The organism is Pseudomonas sp. EYE_354 (assembly GCF_023148575.1).
Lineage (GTDB): Bacteria > Pseudomonadota > Gammaproteobacteria > Pseudomonadales > Pseudomonadaceae > Aquipseudomonas.
Map to the genome: position 1 here is coordinate 1 of NZ_JAHXNQ010000024.1, position 14,737 is coordinate 14,737.

The 14,737-nt window shown below is 60.4% G+C and carries 16 protein-coding genes and 2 pseudogenes; 14 read left to right on the top strand and 4 right to left on the bottom strand.

Going from position 1 to position 14,737, the window contains the following annotated elements; translation table 11 throughout:
• The first annotated feature begins 649 nt into the window (after positions 1–649).
• Both rhtA and KZX66_RS24750 read left to right on the top strand, forming a co-directional pair.
• Complete coding sequence (gene rhtA / locus KZX66_RS24745; protein ID WP_248083846.1) at positions 650–1,537, top strand: threonine/homoserine exporter RhtA; 888 nt, start codon at positions 650–652, stop codon at positions 1,535–1,537.
• Positions 1,538–1,701: 164 nt separating this feature from the next.
• A complete protein-coding gene (locus KZX66_RS24750; protein ID WP_248083847.1) occupies positions 1,702–1,983 on the top strand; it encodes a hypothetical protein in 282 nt (93 codons plus the stop codon).
• Between the two features lie 120 nt (positions 1,984–2,103).
• On the opposite strand, the gene KZX66_RS24755 is transcribed toward KZX66_RS24750, so the two are convergent.
• The 3 genes from KZX66_RS24755 to KZX66_RS24765 form a co-directional block, all read right to left on the bottom strand.
• Positions 2,104–3,912 (bottom strand): aminopeptidase P family protein, encoded by a 1,809-nt coding sequence (locus KZX66_RS24755; protein ID WP_248083848.1) that lies wholly within the window; start codon positions 3,910–3,912, stop codon positions 2,104–2,106.
• 40 nt (positions 3,913–3,952) lie between these two features.
• Positions 3,953–5,113 carry an aminotransferase class V-fold PLP-dependent enzyme gene (locus KZX66_RS24760; protein ID WP_248083849.1) on the bottom strand — a complete coding sequence of 387 codons (1,161 nt, stop codon included), beginning with the start codon at positions 5,111–5,113 and terminating at the stop codon, positions 3,953–3,955.
• Positions 5,114–5,345: 232 nt separating this feature from the next.
• Positions 5,346–5,615 (bottom strand): hypothetical protein, encoded by a 270-nt coding sequence (locus tag KZX66_RS24765; protein ID WP_248083850.1) that lies wholly within the window; start codon positions 5,613–5,615, stop codon positions 5,346–5,348.
• 284 nt (positions 5,616–5,899) lie between these two features.
• Here KZX66_RS24765 and KZX66_RS24770 point away from each other — a divergent pair.
• Positions 5,900–6,031: pseudogene (locus KZX66_RS24770) on the top strand (alkanesulfonate monooxygenase); the annotation flags it as partial.
• Between the two features lie 41 nt (positions 6,032–6,072).
• On the top strand, positions 6,073–7,176 hold the full coding sequence (locus KZX66_RS24775; protein WP_248083851.1) for a sigma-54 dependent transcriptional regulator: 1,104 nt from the start codon (positions 6,073–6,075) through the stop codon (positions 7,174–7,176).
• Here KZX66_RS24775 and KZX66_RS24780 read toward each other — a convergent pair.
• Positions 7,165–7,530: an antibiotic biosynthesis monooxygenase gene (locus tag KZX66_RS24780; protein ID WP_248083852.1), complete on the bottom strand. Its 366-nt coding sequence runs from the start codon at positions 7,528–7,530 to the stop codon at positions 7,165–7,167. The genes KZX66_RS24775 and KZX66_RS24780 overlap by 12 nt on opposite strands.
• 99 nt (positions 7,531–7,629) lie before the next feature.
• Between KZX66_RS24780 and soxR the strand changes: the two genes are divergently transcribed.
• The 10 genes and pseudogenes from soxR (at position 7,630) to KZX66_RS24830 (ending at position 14,599) form a co-directional block, all read left to right on the top strand.
• On the top strand, positions 7,630–8,070 hold the full coding sequence (gene soxR, locus KZX66_RS24785) for a redox-sensitive transcriptional activator SoxR (protein ID WP_248083853.1): 441 nt from the start codon (positions 7,630–7,632) through the stop codon (positions 8,068–8,070).
• A gap of 12 nt (positions 8,071–8,082) precedes the next feature.
• Positions 8,083–8,229: pseudogene (locus KZX66_RS24790) on the top strand (VOC family protein); the annotation flags it as partial.
• Positions 8,230–8,484: 255 nt separating this feature from the next.
• A complete protein-coding gene (locus KZX66_RS24795) occupies positions 8,485–9,687 on the top strand; it encodes a PepSY domain-containing protein (RefSeq protein WP_248083854.1) in 1,203 nt (400 codons plus the stop codon).
• Entirely contained in the window at positions 9,684–10,223 is a 540-nt protein-coding gene (locus KZX66_RS24800; RefSeq protein ID WP_248083855.1) for a thiamine pyrophosphate-binding protein, read from the top strand. Before KZX66_RS24795 ends, KZX66_RS24800 begins: the two co-directional genes overlap by 4 nt.
• Positions 10,220–10,549 (top strand): hypothetical protein, encoded by a 330-nt coding sequence (locus tag KZX66_RS24805; protein ID WP_248083856.1) that lies wholly within the window; start codon positions 10,220–10,222, stop codon positions 10,547–10,549. The genes KZX66_RS24800 and KZX66_RS24805 overlap by 4 nt, the downstream gene beginning before the upstream one ends.
• Positions 10,546–11,106, top strand: a complete 561-nt coding sequence (locus KZX66_RS24810; RefSeq protein ID WP_248083857.1) for a DUF6162 family protein — start codon at positions 10,546–10,548, stop codon at positions 11,104–11,106. The genes KZX66_RS24805 and KZX66_RS24810 overlap by 4 nt, the downstream gene beginning before the upstream one ends.
• 19 nt (positions 11,107–11,125) lie before the next feature.
• Positions 11,126–12,046: a metal ABC transporter substrate-binding protein gene (locus KZX66_RS24815; protein ID WP_248083858.1), complete on the top strand. Its 921-nt coding sequence runs from the start codon at positions 11,126–11,128 to the stop codon at positions 12,044–12,046.
• Positions 12,043–12,789 carry a metal ABC transporter ATP-binding protein gene (locus tag KZX66_RS24820; RefSeq protein WP_248083859.1) on the top strand — a complete coding sequence of 249 codons (747 nt, stop codon included), beginning with the start codon at positions 12,043–12,045 and terminating at the stop codon, positions 12,787–12,789. Before KZX66_RS24815 ends, KZX66_RS24820 begins: the two co-directional genes overlap by 4 nt.
• Positions 12,786–13,685, top strand: a complete 900-nt coding sequence (locus KZX66_RS24825) for a metal ABC transporter permease (RefSeq protein WP_248083860.1) — start codon at positions 12,786–12,788, stop codon at positions 13,683–13,685. Before KZX66_RS24820 ends, KZX66_RS24825 begins: the two co-directional genes overlap by 4 nt.
• Positions 13,685–14,599, top strand: a complete 915-nt coding sequence (locus KZX66_RS24830; RefSeq protein ID WP_248083861.1) for a zinc ABC transporter substrate-binding protein — start codon at positions 13,685–13,687, stop codon at positions 14,597–14,599. The genes KZX66_RS24825 and KZX66_RS24830 overlap by 1 nt, the downstream gene beginning before the upstream one ends.
• Positions 14,600–14,737 lie beyond the last annotated feature (138 nt).

Below are 14,737 nucleotides of genomic sequence, written 5' to 3' on the forward strand. Positions count from 1 at the left end.
CTCTTCAGTTCAAACATCTTTGGGTTTTTAAGAAACCCTAAACTTGGCTCAGCAATCGTTGGTTACATCTTTGATTTCTCGCGGAGTAACTTGTGATGCTGATAATCTTGTTGACTATCAGTCTGACCCCACAAGCACCCACACGAATTGCTTGATTCAGTTGTTAAAGAGCGGTTGGTTAAGAGCTTTCGTCTCAACCGAGGCGCGCATTCTACAGCAGCCTCATTTACTGTCAAGTGATTATTTTCAGAAGCTTTCGAAGATTTCTTCAACAACTTCAACCACTTGCGCTTCAGATCTCTCTTCAGCGGGAGGCGAATTCTACAGCGTTACACGCTGCTGTCAACACCTCTTTCTCAACTTCCTTTTGGCTTCGATGAACTGAAGCACCCTACTGCCGAAAACTGCCTAACTCATTGTTTACCAAAGAGTTTTCCGTTTCGACTGCGCCGGAAGTGGGGCGAATTATAGGCTTCCAGAATCTGGCGTCAACCATTTATTTGGTTTTTCTATCAAGAACGCTAAAACCGTCCACCTCCTCTATATTAGGAGAGCGAAGCAACAAGAGACTGAGCAATATATTGCCCAAACACAGACAGTTGAGCATCATAGCGCCCCCTGCTATTCACCTATGACATCGGACCAGCCCATGACCATCTCCTCCCGCCGTCTAACCTCGGCACTGTTTCCTGTTGGTCTTCTGCTGATCGCCATGGCCTCCATCCAGTCAGGCGCCTCATTGGCCAAGAGCATGTTCCCTATTGTCGGCGCACAGGGGACTACGACCCTGCGTTTGATTTTTGCCAGCGTGATCATGCTGCTTATATTGCGCCCGTGGCGTGCCAAGTTGACCGCCAGCTCATTGCGCACCGTGATCATCTACGGGATGGCATTGGGCGGTATGAACTTCCTCTTCTATATGTCCTTGCGCAGTGTGCCGCTGGGTATCGCGGTAGCCCTGGAATTCACAGGCCCGCTCGCCGTAGCGATCTATGCATCGCGCCGGGCAGTGGATTTTTTGTGGATTGGGCTCGCAATCATCGGGCTGCTCCTGCTGATTCCCATGGGGGACGCCAGCAGCGGTATCGATTTAGTTGGCGCCGCCTACGCATTAGGGGCCGGCGTTTGCTGGGCTCTCTACATTCTGTTCGGACAGAAGGCCGGTAACGACAACGGTGTTCAGACCGCCGCCCTCGGCGTAATGATCGCCGCCCTGTTTGTCGCGCCTATCGGAATCGTTCATGCCGGCAGCGCATTACTGACCCCTGGCCTGATTCCCGTCGCCATCGGCGTCGCCATTCTATCCACTGCCCTGCCCTACACCCTGGAGATGGTTGCACTGACACGACTCCCCGCACGCACGTTCGGCACCCTTATGAGTATCGAACCCGCATTCGGTGCGCTTTCGGGCCTTTTTTTCCTTCAAGAGCACCTGTCACTGGCCCAATGGCTGGCCATCACCTGCATTATCCTCGCGTCGGTGGGTGCGACTCTGACGATGCGCGATGAGTCCAGGCCGCTGGTTCCCGCGGACTGAATCATCTTTGAACGTAGCTCTGGTATTTATTGCTCATTTAGGCCATGTTTAGCCTGCAAACGAATGTCATTCATGGAGATTTTCGACAAGGACAGCACGAACGCTACACTCGAGAGCGAGTAGAGCCGGCTTCATGTAGTGCGAAGCGGCTATTAAGGATAGGAATGAAGCGAATTTTGATACTGTTAATGGTCGTGGCCATGGCTGGTTGTGCTGCGACTACCAAGACAGAGGTAAAACGGGGAAAAAAAGGGCTGCACATCAACTGCTCCGGTCTCTCCTCTTCCTGGGACCAGTGCTACACCAGCGCAACCAATTCATGCGGCACCAAGGGCTACCGGGTTATCGCCAAGTCCGGGGACAATTCCGAGGAGCCAGGCGACTATCCCTTCGGCCTCAATCCTGCCGGCTACACCAGCCGCAGCATGATCGTTATTTGTAAGTAACCCCCCCGAGCAGCCACCTACGGCTGCTCCTATTAATGCCTTCCCAGCCGCGGCCGTTCGACAAACGAGTCTTAGGCGCCCGAGCGCGACGCCCTTAACAGCCTGCGGAAGTTCAACCGATCAAATGGCCGCCGTCCGCAACTGCAACCACGCCAACCCAGCGCCATCAAGCAGCGGGCTCAGACGCTCACGCACTTCGGTATGGTACGCATTGAACCACTCACGCTCATCCGCCGTGAGCAGCGAAGGCTCCAGACAGCGGGTGTCGATAGGGCAGAGGGTCAGGGTTTCGAACTTGAGGAACTCACCGAACTCGGTCTTGCCCGCTTCACGGTTCAACACCAGATTCTCGATACGAACGCCCCAACGTCCAGGACGATACGTACCCGGCTCAATCGAGGTGATCATGCCCGGTTGCATCGCTGTCTGTGGTGCGGTCGCGGCCTGATAGGCGATCACTTGCGGCCCCTCATGCACATTGAGGAAATAGCCTACGCCATGCCCAGTGCCGTGGCCGTAGTCCACGCCCTCTGCCCAGATCGGCGCGCGGGCGATGGAATCCAGCAACGGCGACAGAATACCTTTAGGGAAATGCGCGCGGGATAGTGCAATAACCCCCTTCAAGACACGGGTGCAGTCGCGCTTCTGCTCCTCACTCGGCGTACCGATTGGTACCATCCGCGTGATGTCGGTAGTGCCGCCCAAGTACTGGCCGCCCGAATCGATCAACAGCAAGCCATCGCCTTCGATCACGGCATGTTCTTCTTCGGTGGCATGGTAATGCGGCATGGCGCCATTGGCATTGAATGCAGCGATGGTGTTGAAGCTCAGCGACACATAATCGGGGCGGCGCGCGCGCGCGGCAGTCAGGTGCTCGTCGATGGTCAGTTCAGTGATGCGCTCACGGCCCAGCGCACCTTCGAGCCAGGCGAAGAATTCACACAAGGCCGCTCCATCCTGTTCCATGGCTTGGCGGATATGCTCTGCGTCAGCCAGGCTCTTACGGGATTTGGCCAGTGTGGTCGGGTTAAGTCCTTCGATCAGCTTGACACCGGCCACCAGGTTTTCCAGCAATCCGGCAGTCACGCGGGCGGGATCAACCTGCAAGCTGGCGCCCGACGGCACCGCACGCAGCGCGCCCGCCACCTCGCTGTAGTCGCGCAATGTCACGCCATCCTGCTCGAGCACAGCGCGCAAGTCAGCATCGACTTTGCTCAGCGTCACAAACAGCATGGCCTGTTGCTGACTGATCAACGCAAAGGATACGAACACTGGATTAAACGAAACATCGCCACCACGCAGGTTAAACAACCAAGCGATGTCATCCAGGGTCGAGATGAAATGCCAATCGGCCCCCTTCTCTTGCAAACTGGCACGCAGTGCCGCGAGTTTTTCGCCGCGGCTGACGGTCGCCTGCGGTGGCAAGTGTTGATAAATCGGTTGGTTCGGCAGCGCAGGACGGTCTTGCCAGACCTCATTGAGCAGGTCGATATCCGTACGCAGTCGCGCGCCGCGCTCGGCCAGCTTGCCACCCAAGGTGCGCGCCGAAGCCACCGCCATCACCGCGCCGTCCACTGCCACCACGCCACCTTCCGGCGTCTGCTCGGCCAGCCACTCCAGCGGTCCGGGCTGGCCCGGCTGCAACTTCACCAACTCGATGCCGCTGCCTTTGAGTTCTTTGGTCGCCTGCTCCCAATAGCGGCTGTCGGCCCACACACCGGCGAAATCTGCGGTGACAATCAACGTCCCCACCGAGCCATGGAAGCCCGACAACCATTGGCGCCCCTGCCAGTAACCCGGTAGATACTCGGACAGATGCGGGTCGGCCGACGGCACCAGCAAGGCGTTGATACCCTCGCGGCTCATCAGTTCACGGGTGCGCGCCAGGCGCTGGGGAACCGTTCCATGGGTCAAAGACTGCGTGCTCATTGTGTCTCCTGCTAACCACTCATCATTATTATGTAAAAAATCAAACAGCCCAGAACGCCGGTGCACTGGCGAGCGCGGCCTTGATCAATTGAACGGCCCTGTCGATATCCTGCTCCGTAGTGAACCGTCCCAGGCTCAAGCGAATGGTACGCCCGGCGCTGCTGGCGTCATGCCCAAGCGCCAGCAGCACATGGGACGGTGCATTGCTCGCAGAATTGCAAGCCGATGTCGCGGAAAACGCCATCCCTGCACTCAAGGCCGCAGCATTGAATTCGCCTTCGCCGAAGGTCAGGCTCAAGGTGTGGGGAATACGCTGCGTGGCGCTGCCATTGAGGCGTACACCGGCCACCAAGGCCAACTGATCCAGAAGACGGCGACGCAGCGCGACGATAAGCGCTTTTTCTTCGGCAAACGATTGTGCCGCCAAGGCGAACGCCGCACCCATACCCGCGATCTGGTGGGTGGCCAGGGTACCGGAGCGCAAGCCTCCCTCGTGCCCACCACCGTGAATTTGCGCCAACACTTTCTGCTGTGCCCGTGGCCCGACGTACAGCGCACCTATGCCCTTGGGGCCATACACCTTATGTGCGGAAAACGACATCAAATCCACTGGCCACTGCGCCAGATCGATCTCAACTTTGCCAGCCCCCTGCGCCGCATCCACATGCAGTAACGCGCCGTGCTCACGTACCCGCGCACCGATGGCGGGAATATCGTTGAGGGTACCCAGTTCGTTGTTCACCAACATCAACGAGACCAGAAAGGTGTCGTCACGCAACGCCTCACTGACCGCGTCGGCACTGATCAGCCCGTCGGCATCCGGCACCAGGTAAGTCACGGCCACGCCGGCCTCCTGCAACTGGCGCGCGGTGTCCAAAGTGGCCTTGTGCTCGATCTGGCTGGTGATGATATGCCCGCCCGGCACGCCCCGCGCCTGGGCCACGCCCTTGATGGCGAGGTTGTTGGATTCTGTGGCACCGGAGGTCCAGACGATCTGCTCAGGCCGGGCCCCTACCAACTCGGCCACTTGGCGACGCGCCTGCTCAACCGTATGCCGGGCTGCCTGGCCGAACGCATGGGAACTGGAGGCCGGATTACCGAAATTGGCGTTGAAACCCAGACACTCGACCATGACCTGGATGACCCGCTCATCCACCGGCGTGGTGGCGGCGTAGTCGAAATACAAAGGACGTTTATTCATGACGTAATGACTCGCAGAGCAGGTTCCCGAGAGCAGCGTCTCAGGGGCATCGACAGGAACAGAGGACGTCAGGTTTACCTGATCGAATGCCATTGAAGAAGGGTCACTTTAAGTAAATGTGCGTAGGAACGCTCCTGAAATTCAGCTTAACAGGCTGAAGTGACGCCAGGGCAAACAAAAAGCCCGAGGTTCCTTAAGGGAAGCCTCGGGCTTTTTGTTATTGAGCGCGGGATCAACTGGGACGACCATGCAACGTCACGCTACGTTCAGCGTTCATTTCGCCCTGGCGATCAAAGCCGAAAGGCTTCTGTGGCTGACCGTTCAGTGCGGCGCGCTGCTGTTGATATTCATCAAACGACAACCCACGACGGCTCAGCGCTTCCAGCGCCAGTTGCTTCGTTTCTTCGGCCGTGTACGGACGCGACTCAGGTGAGGGGTGGGTCGCACACCCCGCGAGTAGAGAGCTGACAAGCAATAAGCTAACAACGAAAAATCGGTTCATGACGGCGGCCCTGCGAAAGAGAGGAGGAGTCGATGAACACAGGCTACGCCCGGCCTTGCTCAGTGAAAAATCACCGTCCGTGATAGTCGCTATCAACCGCTGCGAGCGCCTCCATAGCGCCCATGTATATTCCTTTAAGATCTATAAATATTCAAATACATTCATTTACGGAATAACCGTAACCTTCTATATATGACCCCACGGCAAGCCACCACTGCTGCGCAGGCAACAGGCATTCAACAAATCAACAGCCAGATAACGGCATTTTCAGCGTTGGACCTGCAGCACAAGCGGCTGACAGCAGCAGTTACCACGCCGCGTTGATTCTTACCGGGCACTCGTACGAAGACTCTTCGGTAATCGCCTGGGCTCCAGTGCCAACGATCGAGCGCCTGCGCGATTTATTAGCGGCCAGGTCCTGTCGACTGCAACGTTCTACTCATAAAAAGAGGTGCCCATGCAGCTTTTAACCTTACCGCCCTCGCCCGCCCTCGCGACCTCTATTCGCGCCACGGCACAGGTCTTCGAAGACCCCAAATCCCAGGCGTTGCTCGACCATATCCAGCAAGTGGCACCCAGCGAAGCCAGCGTGCTGATCATCGGCGAGACCGGCACGGGCAAAGAGCTGGTGGCGCGCCATATCCACAACCTCAGCGCGCGGCGCAACCGGCCGTTTGTGGCGGTGAACTGCGGAGCGTTTTCCGAATCTCTGGTGGAAGCCGAACTGTTCGGCCATGAAAAAGGCGCGTTTACCGGTGCGCTCAGCGCCAAGGCCGGCTGGTTCGAAGAGGCGGACGGTGGGACGCTGTTCCTGGATGAGATCGGCGATTTGCCGATGGCCATTCAGGTCAAACTGCTGCGTGTATTGCAGGAGCGCGAAGTGGTGCGTCTGGGATCGCGCAAGAGCATTCCAATAGACGTGCGCGTAGTGGCCGCGACCAACGTGCAACTGGAAAAAGCCATTAACGCGGGGCATTTCCGCGAAGACCTCTATTACCGCCTCGACGTGGTCAGCCTGGAACTCAGCCCGCTGCGCGACCGCCCCGGCGATATCCTGCCGCTGACCCTCCACTTTATCGAAGCCTACAGCAGGCGACTGGGCTACGGCCCGATCACCCTCAGCCGCGAGGCCGAACACAAGCTCAAGAGCTACAGCTGGCCGGGCAATATCCGCGAACTGGAAAACGTGATTCACCACACCCTGCTGATCTGCCGTAACGGCGTGATCGAACGGGACGACTTACGCCTGTCAAACCTGCGCATCGAGCGTCAGGACGACAGCCAACACGGCAGCGACAACAGCGCCGAAGCTTTGCTCGAACGCGCATTTCAAAAGCTCTTCGAAGAACAGGCCGGCGCCCTGCATGAAAAAGTCGAAGACGCCTTGCTGCGCGCGGGCTATCGCTTCAGCCACTACAACCAGGTGCATACCGCCAACCTGCTGGGCCTGAGCCGCAATGTCACGCGCACCCGCCTGATCAAGATCGGCGAGCTGGCGGTGAACAAGCGCCGCCCCGGGGAAACGGTGCAAGGTGAACGGATGCTGCACCTATCCATATAAGCGACAGTGCAACGCGTTGTCTTGGCTGCGCTCGAAGCTGCGCAGCACATGGAACGAGCCAAAGGTCACGGCCGTGGCCTGATGGACGCGGATCAGCGTCCAGAAATCCTCACCTGCGCGCTCAAAGCGCCTGAACGCCGCCTCTCCATCCGCACGGGATTGCCATTGCAAATAATTGAGGACCCGGCGCCCGTCGTCGCTGACCTGCACGCTGGCACTCAAGAACCCTCGCTGATCCTGGGCCAGGCGCTCGCTCTGGGTGGACAAGGCCGCTACCAGGGCGAACTGTTGCAGGGGCTCGATATGAAATTCGATAAGTTGAGTGAAGCCGAGACTCTTCTCTGATACCTGCATGAATACTCCCCTTTCTGTGTAGGCAGAATCTTGCGATTCGATGCCACGCAGGGTAAAACCTCTAGTTAAGTCAAGGTCAAGCGCTTAATCGGAGTTTTCATGGTTACCAAGGAGCTCACCGTCGGCCAATTGGCGGCTCGTAGTGGCGTGGCGGTCACCGCCCTGCACTTTTACGAAACCAAGGGCCTGATCGCCAGCCGGCGCAACGCCGGTAATCAGCGGCGCTACCCACGGGATGTGTTGCGCCGCGTGGTGGTGATCAAGATCGCTCAGCGCCTGGGCATTCCGTTGGCAACCATAGGCGAGGCGCTGCAGACACTGCCCGATGGCCGCACGCCCACCGCCAAAGACTGGGAGCGTCTGTCGGCGTCGTGGCGCGAAGATTTGGACGAGCGCATCAGCAAACTATTGCTGCTACGGGACAAGCTCAATGGCTGCATTGGCTGCGGCTGTTTGTCGTTGGAGGCCTGTCCGCTGCGCAATCAGGACGATCAATTGGGTGAACGCGGGCCGGGCGCGCAATTGCTGGAGCCCAGCTAAGTCTTCTTGTCGATCGCCGAACCTGAGGACCAGTTTTACGGCGACCGTTCCGGCACGCTGAAGGACCCGTTCGGCCACGTGTGGTTCATTGCAATCCACAAAGAAGACCTGTCTGAAGACAACATACGCCGCCACGCGGCGCAGATGTTCCAGCAAGGCCGATGGATAGGAGCGAGCTTGCTCGCTCCTGCCCCTGATGAGCGCCGGTTCCAGACTTCCCTTGCCTCCTTTCGCGCCTGATCCACGCGCAAAAACCCACTGCCTCCAAACTTGAAACATTTTCTTTCATATCAGGCTTAAGGGTTTTTGATTCTCATCCGTCTTAACTTAGATACAGCCAGTCGCGTCAGCAAAAGCTACGACCGGCCTTTTTTGGGCCTCTATCGCCCTCCTCCGATCAAGACCCTCATTCACATGTCGAAGAAGTCGCGCTCCAAACTCTGGTTTCTCGTACATAGCTGGCTGGCTTTACCCATCTGGTTCTTTGTACTGATCGTCTGCGTCACCGGCACCCTGGCCGTGGTCAGCCAGGAAATCGTCTGGCTGGCCAACCCGGACATCCGCGCAAGCAAGCCGTCGGATGACGCGCAACCCCTGAGCTACGACCAAGTGGTCAGCGCCATCAAGCGTGCCGAGCCCCAGGTAATCGTCCAATCGCTCAGCCGTCCGGATGAATCGCACTTCGCCCTCAGCGTCGACCTCAGCTACCCCGACGGACGCTCGGTTGAGGTCTACGTCAGCCCCTATACCGGCGCGATCCAGGGCATCAGCCCGTCGTTCGACTTCCGTCAATTCACCCGCGCGCTGCACGGTTGGTGGCTGGTGCCCTTCACCAATGGCTACAGCTGGGGCTGGTATCTGGTATCGCTGCTCGGCCTGCCGCTGCTGGCCTCGCTGATCACCGGGCTTGTGGTCTACAAGCGTTTCTGGAAAGGCTTTTTCAAACCAACCCTGCGTTTTCGCCACGGCGCGCGGATCTTTTGGGGTGATTTCCACCGCCTCAGCGGTATCTGGTCGATCTGGTTTATCGCGGTCATTTCCATCACCGGTATCTGGTTCCTGATCGAGGCGATCCTGTCCGACAACCAGATTTCAATTTCCAGCGAACCCATCGTCCCGGTAATCGCCCGCGACAAAGTACCGGCCTCGGCACCGGGCGTGCCGGCGCCCATGATTCCCCTGGACGAAGCCATCAAGATTGCAACCCAGCGCATCCCCGGGCTGGAGGCGAGTTTCGTGCGCCTGCCCTTCAATGCCTACAGCCACCTGCAGATCGGCGGCCGCGGCTGGTACCCACTGATGTACCAGACTGCCCAACTCAACCCCTATAGCGGCGAAATCGCGGTCTCGCACCTGCTGTCCGACCGTACAGCCCTGGAGTTCGTCACCGAATCCATGCGCCCGTTGCACACCGGTGACTTCGGCGGCATTTGGATCAAGCTGATCTGGGCGTTCTTTGGCCTGGTGCTGAGCATGATGGTACTGAGCGGCCTGCTGATCTGGACCAAGCGCACGGCCTTGGCCACCGTCAATGCCCTCAAGCGCAGTGAAAAAGCGCCCCGCCAACCTCAGGCCATCGCCGCCATGCAGGCTGAAACCTCGGAGGCTAACCCATGAAAAAGGTCGCTACCACCGCACCGACGACGCCGTTGAGGGCCTTTTGGCTGAAATGGCGCTTTCATATCAATGTTCTGCTGTTACTCGTGCCCCTGGGCTTTATGCCCAAGTACTTCGCCGACGCCGCGCTGTTTCGCGGTGACACGGGCATCGGCGAACGAGTGGCGGGGGACGTGCAGGTTGGCCCCTGGAGCCTGACCCTCGCCGAGTTCCGCAATGAAGGCCCGCGCCCCGACCCGGCCGGCCCCATGAAGTTCTTCAATGCCGCCCTGTGCGCCACCTGTGCCGACCAGGTCAAAGCCACTTACCTGCGTATCGGTAAACCGCGCAGCCTGCGGGCTGCGGGAGTGATCTTCTTCGGCACGCCGTACCGCATGGGCGCCGCTCTGCCCGTGCCTGAGCGAACGCCCGCCGACGCCGAACTGTGGGTCACCATGGAAGGCTGGGACGGCACGATGCACCAGGGTTCCATCCCGCTGAGCCAGGCCTCGCCTGCCACTGTTGCCTGGCTGAACAAGCAAGGAGTCAAACCATGACGTTCAAGCGCCTTACCCGTGGCTGCGCCGCACTGTTAATCAGTGCCGGTTTGAGCAGCGTCGCGCTGGCCCACAACCCCATGTGCGAATGCAAAGAAATCCCCGGCGAGCAGATCCAGTGCAAGGGAGGCTTCTCCGATGGCAGTGGCGCGCCCGGCGTGACCCTGGATGTGATCGGCTACGACGAAACCATCCTGGTACCCGGCAAGCTCGGCCAGGATTCGACCCTGACCTTCAAAAAACCGTCCGCCGAGTTCTACGTGCTGTTTGATGCGGGCCCTGGCCATGTGGTGGAAATCGACCAAGCGGATATCCAGCCCCAATGAGTACGACTCAGGTTGTACGCCCCGCCGGTGCCGGTCACGAAACCCTTTACGTCCTGCTGCTGTGTCTGATCATCCTCGCGGTGGCTGGCACCGTGGTCGCGCTGCACGGTGAATCCCAGGAAATAACCGCAGTACCCAGCCACCAGCTGGACGCGCGCCGCGACCTGAGCGCCAGCGAACAAGGCATCTACGCCGACCTGCGCGTGACGCTGGACGAGATCCACTTGCTCCAGCAGGAGCAAAGCGCCTTGCCAACCCCTGAGCAACTGGCCGAAGAAGGCTTCGCGCCATTCGCTCAGGATGCCAGCTCGGTCAGCCGTGGCGACCATCACTGGCAATTGCTCACGCCCTCGGCGTACCTGGGCTTGAGTCAGGCGCCCGCGACCAGCGGTTCACTGCTGATGCGCGTGCACGGCACCGAGCCGGATATCTGGCTCAACCGCGGCAAAGACCTGGCCGCCCCCACTGACCTCACTGACCAGGCGCTGATCGCAGCCGGCTGGCGGCAGGTGGTCGCGCAATTCGACGCCGGCGTCACCCGCCAGCACCGTCACTGAACGAGAAGACCGATTGCCCATGTCCATTTCATCTCCCCTGTTACGCCTGCTGCTGGTTGGCCTGTTCAGCCTGACGCTCGCCCCGCTGGCACACGCCGAGGCGGCCAAACGCCTGCGTATCGGTATCACCCTGCATCCTTATTACAGCTACGTGGCCAATATCGTCGGCGACAAGGCCGATGTGGTGCCGTTGATTCCAGCCGGTTTCAACCCCCACGCCTACGAGCCGCGCGCCGAAGACATCAAGCGTATCGGCACCCTGGACGTGATCGTGCTCAATGGCGTCGGCCATGACGACTTCGCCGACAGGATGATCGCCACCAGCGAGCGCCCGGACATTGCCGTAATCGAAGCCAACGCCAACGTGCCGCTGCTGGCCGCCACCGGCAATGCCGCACGCGGTGCGGGCAAGGTGGTCAACCCCCACACCTTCCTGTCCATCAGCGCCTCGATTGCCCAGGTCAACAACATCGCCCGCGAACTGGGCAAGCTCGATCCGGACAATGCCAAGACCTATACCGCAAACGCCCGCGCCTACGGCAAACGCCTGCGCCAGATGCGCGCCGAGGCTTTGGCCAAACTCACCCGCGCGCCCAACCCGGACCTGCGTGTCGCCACGGTGCATGCGGCCTACGACTACCTGCTGCGTGAGTTCGGCCTGGAAGTGACCGCCGTGGTCGAACCCGCCCACGGTATCGAGCCCAGCCCCAGCCAACTGAAGAAAACCATCGACGAACTGCGCGCGCTGGATGTGAAGGTGATCTTTTCGGAGATGGACTTCCCCTCCACCTACGTCGACACCATCCAGCGTGAATCGGGGGTCAAGCTGTACCCGCTGTCGCATATTTCCTACGGTGAATACAGCGCTGAGAAGTACGAAGTGGAAATGACCGGCAACCTCAACACCGTGGTCCGGGCGATTCAGGAGTCGGGCGCATGACCGCGGCCGAGCAACTGAAGGTCGCCAGCGTCGGCCCCACCCTTGATTTCGACAACGTGTCCCTGACGTTGGGCCGCACCGTGATCCTCGACAGCGTGGCGTTCCAGGTACAGCCGGGTAGCATCCATGCTCTGGTCGGCCCCAATGGTGGCGGCAAAAGCTCGTTGATCAAGACCCTGCTCGGGCAGACCCCGCACCAGGGCCGCTTGAGCCTGGTCTGGCCGAGCACGCCCGGCACCATCGGCTATGTGCCACAGGCGCTGGAGTTCGACCGCGGCTTGCCGATGACCGTCGACGATTTCATGGCCGCCATGTGCCAACGGCGTCCGGCGTTCCTGGGGTTGTCCAAGCATTACGCCGCCGCGATTGGCGATGCGCTGGAGCGCGTCGGCATGCAGGACAAACGCAAGCGGCGCATGGGCGCGCTGTCGGGCGGTGAGCGTCAGCGCGTGTTACTGGCCCAGGGCCTGATACCCGCGCCGCAGTTGCTGGTGCTGGACGAGCCGATGTCGGCCCTCGATGAAGCGGGAACCCAGGTCTTCGAGCGCCTGCTCAACGACTGGCGCCTGGCTGGCATCACCGTGCTGTGGATCGAACACGACCTCGAAGCCGTCGGCCGCCTGGCTGACCGTGTCACCGGCCTTAACCGCCGCGTGCTGTTCGACGCCAGCGCAAAAGAGGCGCTGACCCCGGACCGCCTGCTGACCCTGTTCTCCACCCACCCTCGGAGCTCGGCGCAATGAGTTATGAAGCGTTTCGCTTAATGGTCCAGGGCTGGGCCTCGTCCGGCTACCTGCCCGAGGCGCTGGCCTATGGGTTTGTGGTCAACGCCCTGCTCGCCGGCCTGCTGATCGGCCCGGTACTGGGGGGGCTGGGCACTCTGGTGGTGGTCAAGCGCTTTGCGTTTTTCTCCGAAGCGGTCGGCCATGCCGCATTGACCGGCGTAGCCGTGGGCATCCTGCTCGGCGAACCCTACACCGGGCCCTACGGCAGCCTGTTCGGTTACTGCCTGTTGTTCGGCATTCTGCTCAACTACCTGCGCAACCGCACAGGCCTGGCGCCGGATACCTTGATCGGCGTGTTCCTGTCGGTCTCCCTGGCGCTGGGTGCGAGCCTGCTGCTGATCCTGGCGGGCAAGATCAACGTGCACATTCTCGAAAACGTGCTGTTCGGCTCGGTGTTGACGGTCAACGGCAACGACTTGCTGGTGCTGGCGATTGTCGGCTCACTGGTCATGGCCCTGGCGCTGCCACTGTACAACCGCATCATGCTCGCCAGTTTCAACCCGCAACTGGCAGCGGTGCGTGGGGTGGCGGTGAAGACCCTGGACTACCTGTTCGTGATTCTGGTGACACTGATCACCGTGGCGGCAGTCAAGGTCATCGGCGCGATTCTGGTGGGCGCCTTGCTGGTGATTCCCGCCGCCGCCGCGCGCCTGTTAAGCCAGTCGCTCAAAGGCTTCTTCTGGGTCTCGGTGGGGATCGCCACCGTCAGCACCCTGTGCGGGATCCTGCTGCCGATCATCTTTGACCTGCCCATCCCCTCCGGTGCCGCGATCATTCTGATGGCCGGTATCGCTTTCGCCCTTGCCGCCATCGCCCGCGGCACCGTGCCCAGCCTTAAAGGGAACCTAGGATAATGCGCTCTGTTCTTCGGCCTCTGGCCCTGGCCATCGCCTGCTTGATCACCCCACCGCTGATGGCCGCCGAGCCCGCCAAACCGGGCGCTCACGCCACCAACCCCGTCAAAGTTCTGGCTTCGCTGCCGATCACTTTTGGCCTCGCCGAGGCGCTGCTTAAAGGCACCGATGTACACCTGGAGCGCGCGGCGCCGGCCAATCTGCCGGGCTCACGCCAGGTCTCTTACTTCACCGGCCGTGGCGCCCCGGCACTGAGTGCGCTGGCCCAGGACGCCGACGCCGCGATCGGCCTGCGCTCGCTGTGGGCAGATGACCCGCTGTACCCGGTGGCACGGCGCAGCAACATCCGTATCGTCGAAGTCGATGCCGCGCGGCCTGTGGATGGCGGCTTGCCGGGGATCGCCTTACAACCGGGCGTCAGCGACGGCTTGAACAGCCAGCCCTGGCAATCAAGCAACAACCTGGGGCGCATGGCCGATGTGTTGGCTGCCGACCTGAGCCGCCTGGCGCCGGGTGCCAAGGCCAGGATCGACGCCAACCTGGCCGCGCTCAAACAGCGCCTGCTCAGGCTCAACGCTGACAGCGAGGCTCGGCTGGCCGAGGCGGACAACCTGAGTGTGGTCAGTTTGAGCGATCACTTCGGGTATCTGATCAGCAGCCTGAACCTGGAACAGGTCAGCACCGACGCACGGCCCGATGCCGATTGGACGCCTGAGGCGTTGCAGGCATTCAGTGCCCAATTGAAGGACAACGACGTGGCCGTGGTGCTGCACCATCGTCAGCCGAGTGAGGCGGTGAAAGCCGCCATCACGGCAGGTGGCTCGAAGTTGCTGGTGTTGAACGTCGACGGCGCCGACCCGGTGACAGAGTTGGAAACCAATGTGGACCAAGTGATCAAAACCCTCATGCCCTAGCCGCTCCGGCCTCCTGTAGTGAGCAGGCTTGCCCTGCGCTGGGTCGCGAAGCGGCCCCAGTACTCAGGAGTGCGGTACGTCAGAAACTGCGCGGCGTCTGGTTTTGGGGCTGCTTCGCAGCCCGGCGCAGGGCAAGCC

What these genes read in the sequence shown, in the direction of transcription:
- KZX66_RS24810 (WP_248083857.1), top strand. Translation starts at nt 10,546, where the DNA reads ATGAGTACGACTCAGGTTGTACGCCCCGCCGGTGCCGGTCACGAAACC.
- KZX66_RS24750 (WP_248083847.1), top strand. Translation starts at nt 1,702, where the DNA reads ATGAAGCGAATTTTGATACTGTTAATGGTCGTGGCCATGGCTGGTTGT.
- KZX66_RS24815 (WP_248083858.1), top strand. Translation starts at nt 11,126, where the DNA reads ATGTCCATTTCATCTCCCCTGTTACGCCTGCTGCTGGTTGGCCTGTTC.
- KZX66_RS24820 (WP_248083859.1), top strand. Translation starts at nt 12,043, where the DNA reads ATGACCGCGGCCGAGCAACTGAAGGTCGCCAGCGTCGGCCCCACCCTT.
- KZX66_RS24830 (WP_248083861.1), top strand. Translation starts at nt 13,685, where the DNA reads ATGCGCTCTGTTCTTCGGCCTCTGGCCCTGGCCATCGCCTGCTTGATC.
- rhtA (WP_248083846.1), top strand. Translation starts at nt 650, where the DNA reads ATGACCATCTCCTCCCGCCGTCTAACCTCGGCACTGTTTCCTGTTGGT.
- KZX66_RS24780 (WP_248083852.1), bottom strand. Translation starts at nt 7,530, where the DNA reads ATGCAGGTATCAGAGAAGAGTCTCGGCTTCACTCAACTTATCGAATTT.
- soxR (WP_248083853.1), top strand. Translation starts at nt 7,630, where the DNA reads ATGGTTACCAAGGAGCTCACCGTCGGCCAATTGGCGGCTCGTAGTGGC.
- KZX66_RS24775 (WP_248083851.1), top strand. Translation starts at nt 6,073, where the DNA reads ATGCAGCTTTTAACCTTACCGCCCTCGCCCGCCCTCGCGACCTCTATT.
- KZX66_RS24825 (WP_248083860.1), top strand. Translation starts at nt 12,786, where the DNA reads ATGAGTTATGAAGCGTTTCGCTTAATGGTCCAGGGCTGGGCCTCGTCC.
- KZX66_RS24755 (WP_248083848.1), bottom strand. Translation starts at nt 3,912, where the DNA reads ATGAGCACGCAGTCTTTGACCCATGGAACGGTTCCCCAGCGCCTGGCG.
- KZX66_RS24805 (WP_248083856.1), top strand. Translation starts at nt 10,220, where the DNA reads ATGACGTTCAAGCGCCTTACCCGTGGCTGCGCCGCACTGTTAATCAGT.
- KZX66_RS24760 (WP_248083849.1), bottom strand. Translation starts at nt 5,113, where the DNA reads ATGAATAAACGTCCTTTGTATTTCGACTACGCCGCCACCACGCCGGTG.
- KZX66_RS24800 (WP_248083855.1), top strand. Translation starts at nt 9,684, where the DNA reads ATGAAAAAGGTCGCTACCACCGCACCGACGACGCCGTTGAGGGCCTTT.
- KZX66_RS24765 (WP_248083850.1), bottom strand. Translation starts at nt 5,615, where the DNA reads ATGAACCGATTTTTCGTTGTTAGCTTATTGCTTGTCAGCTCTCTACTC.
- KZX66_RS24795 (WP_248083854.1), top strand. Translation starts at nt 8,485, where the DNA reads ATGTCGAAGAAGTCGCGCTCCAAACTCTGGTTTCTCGTACATAGCTGG.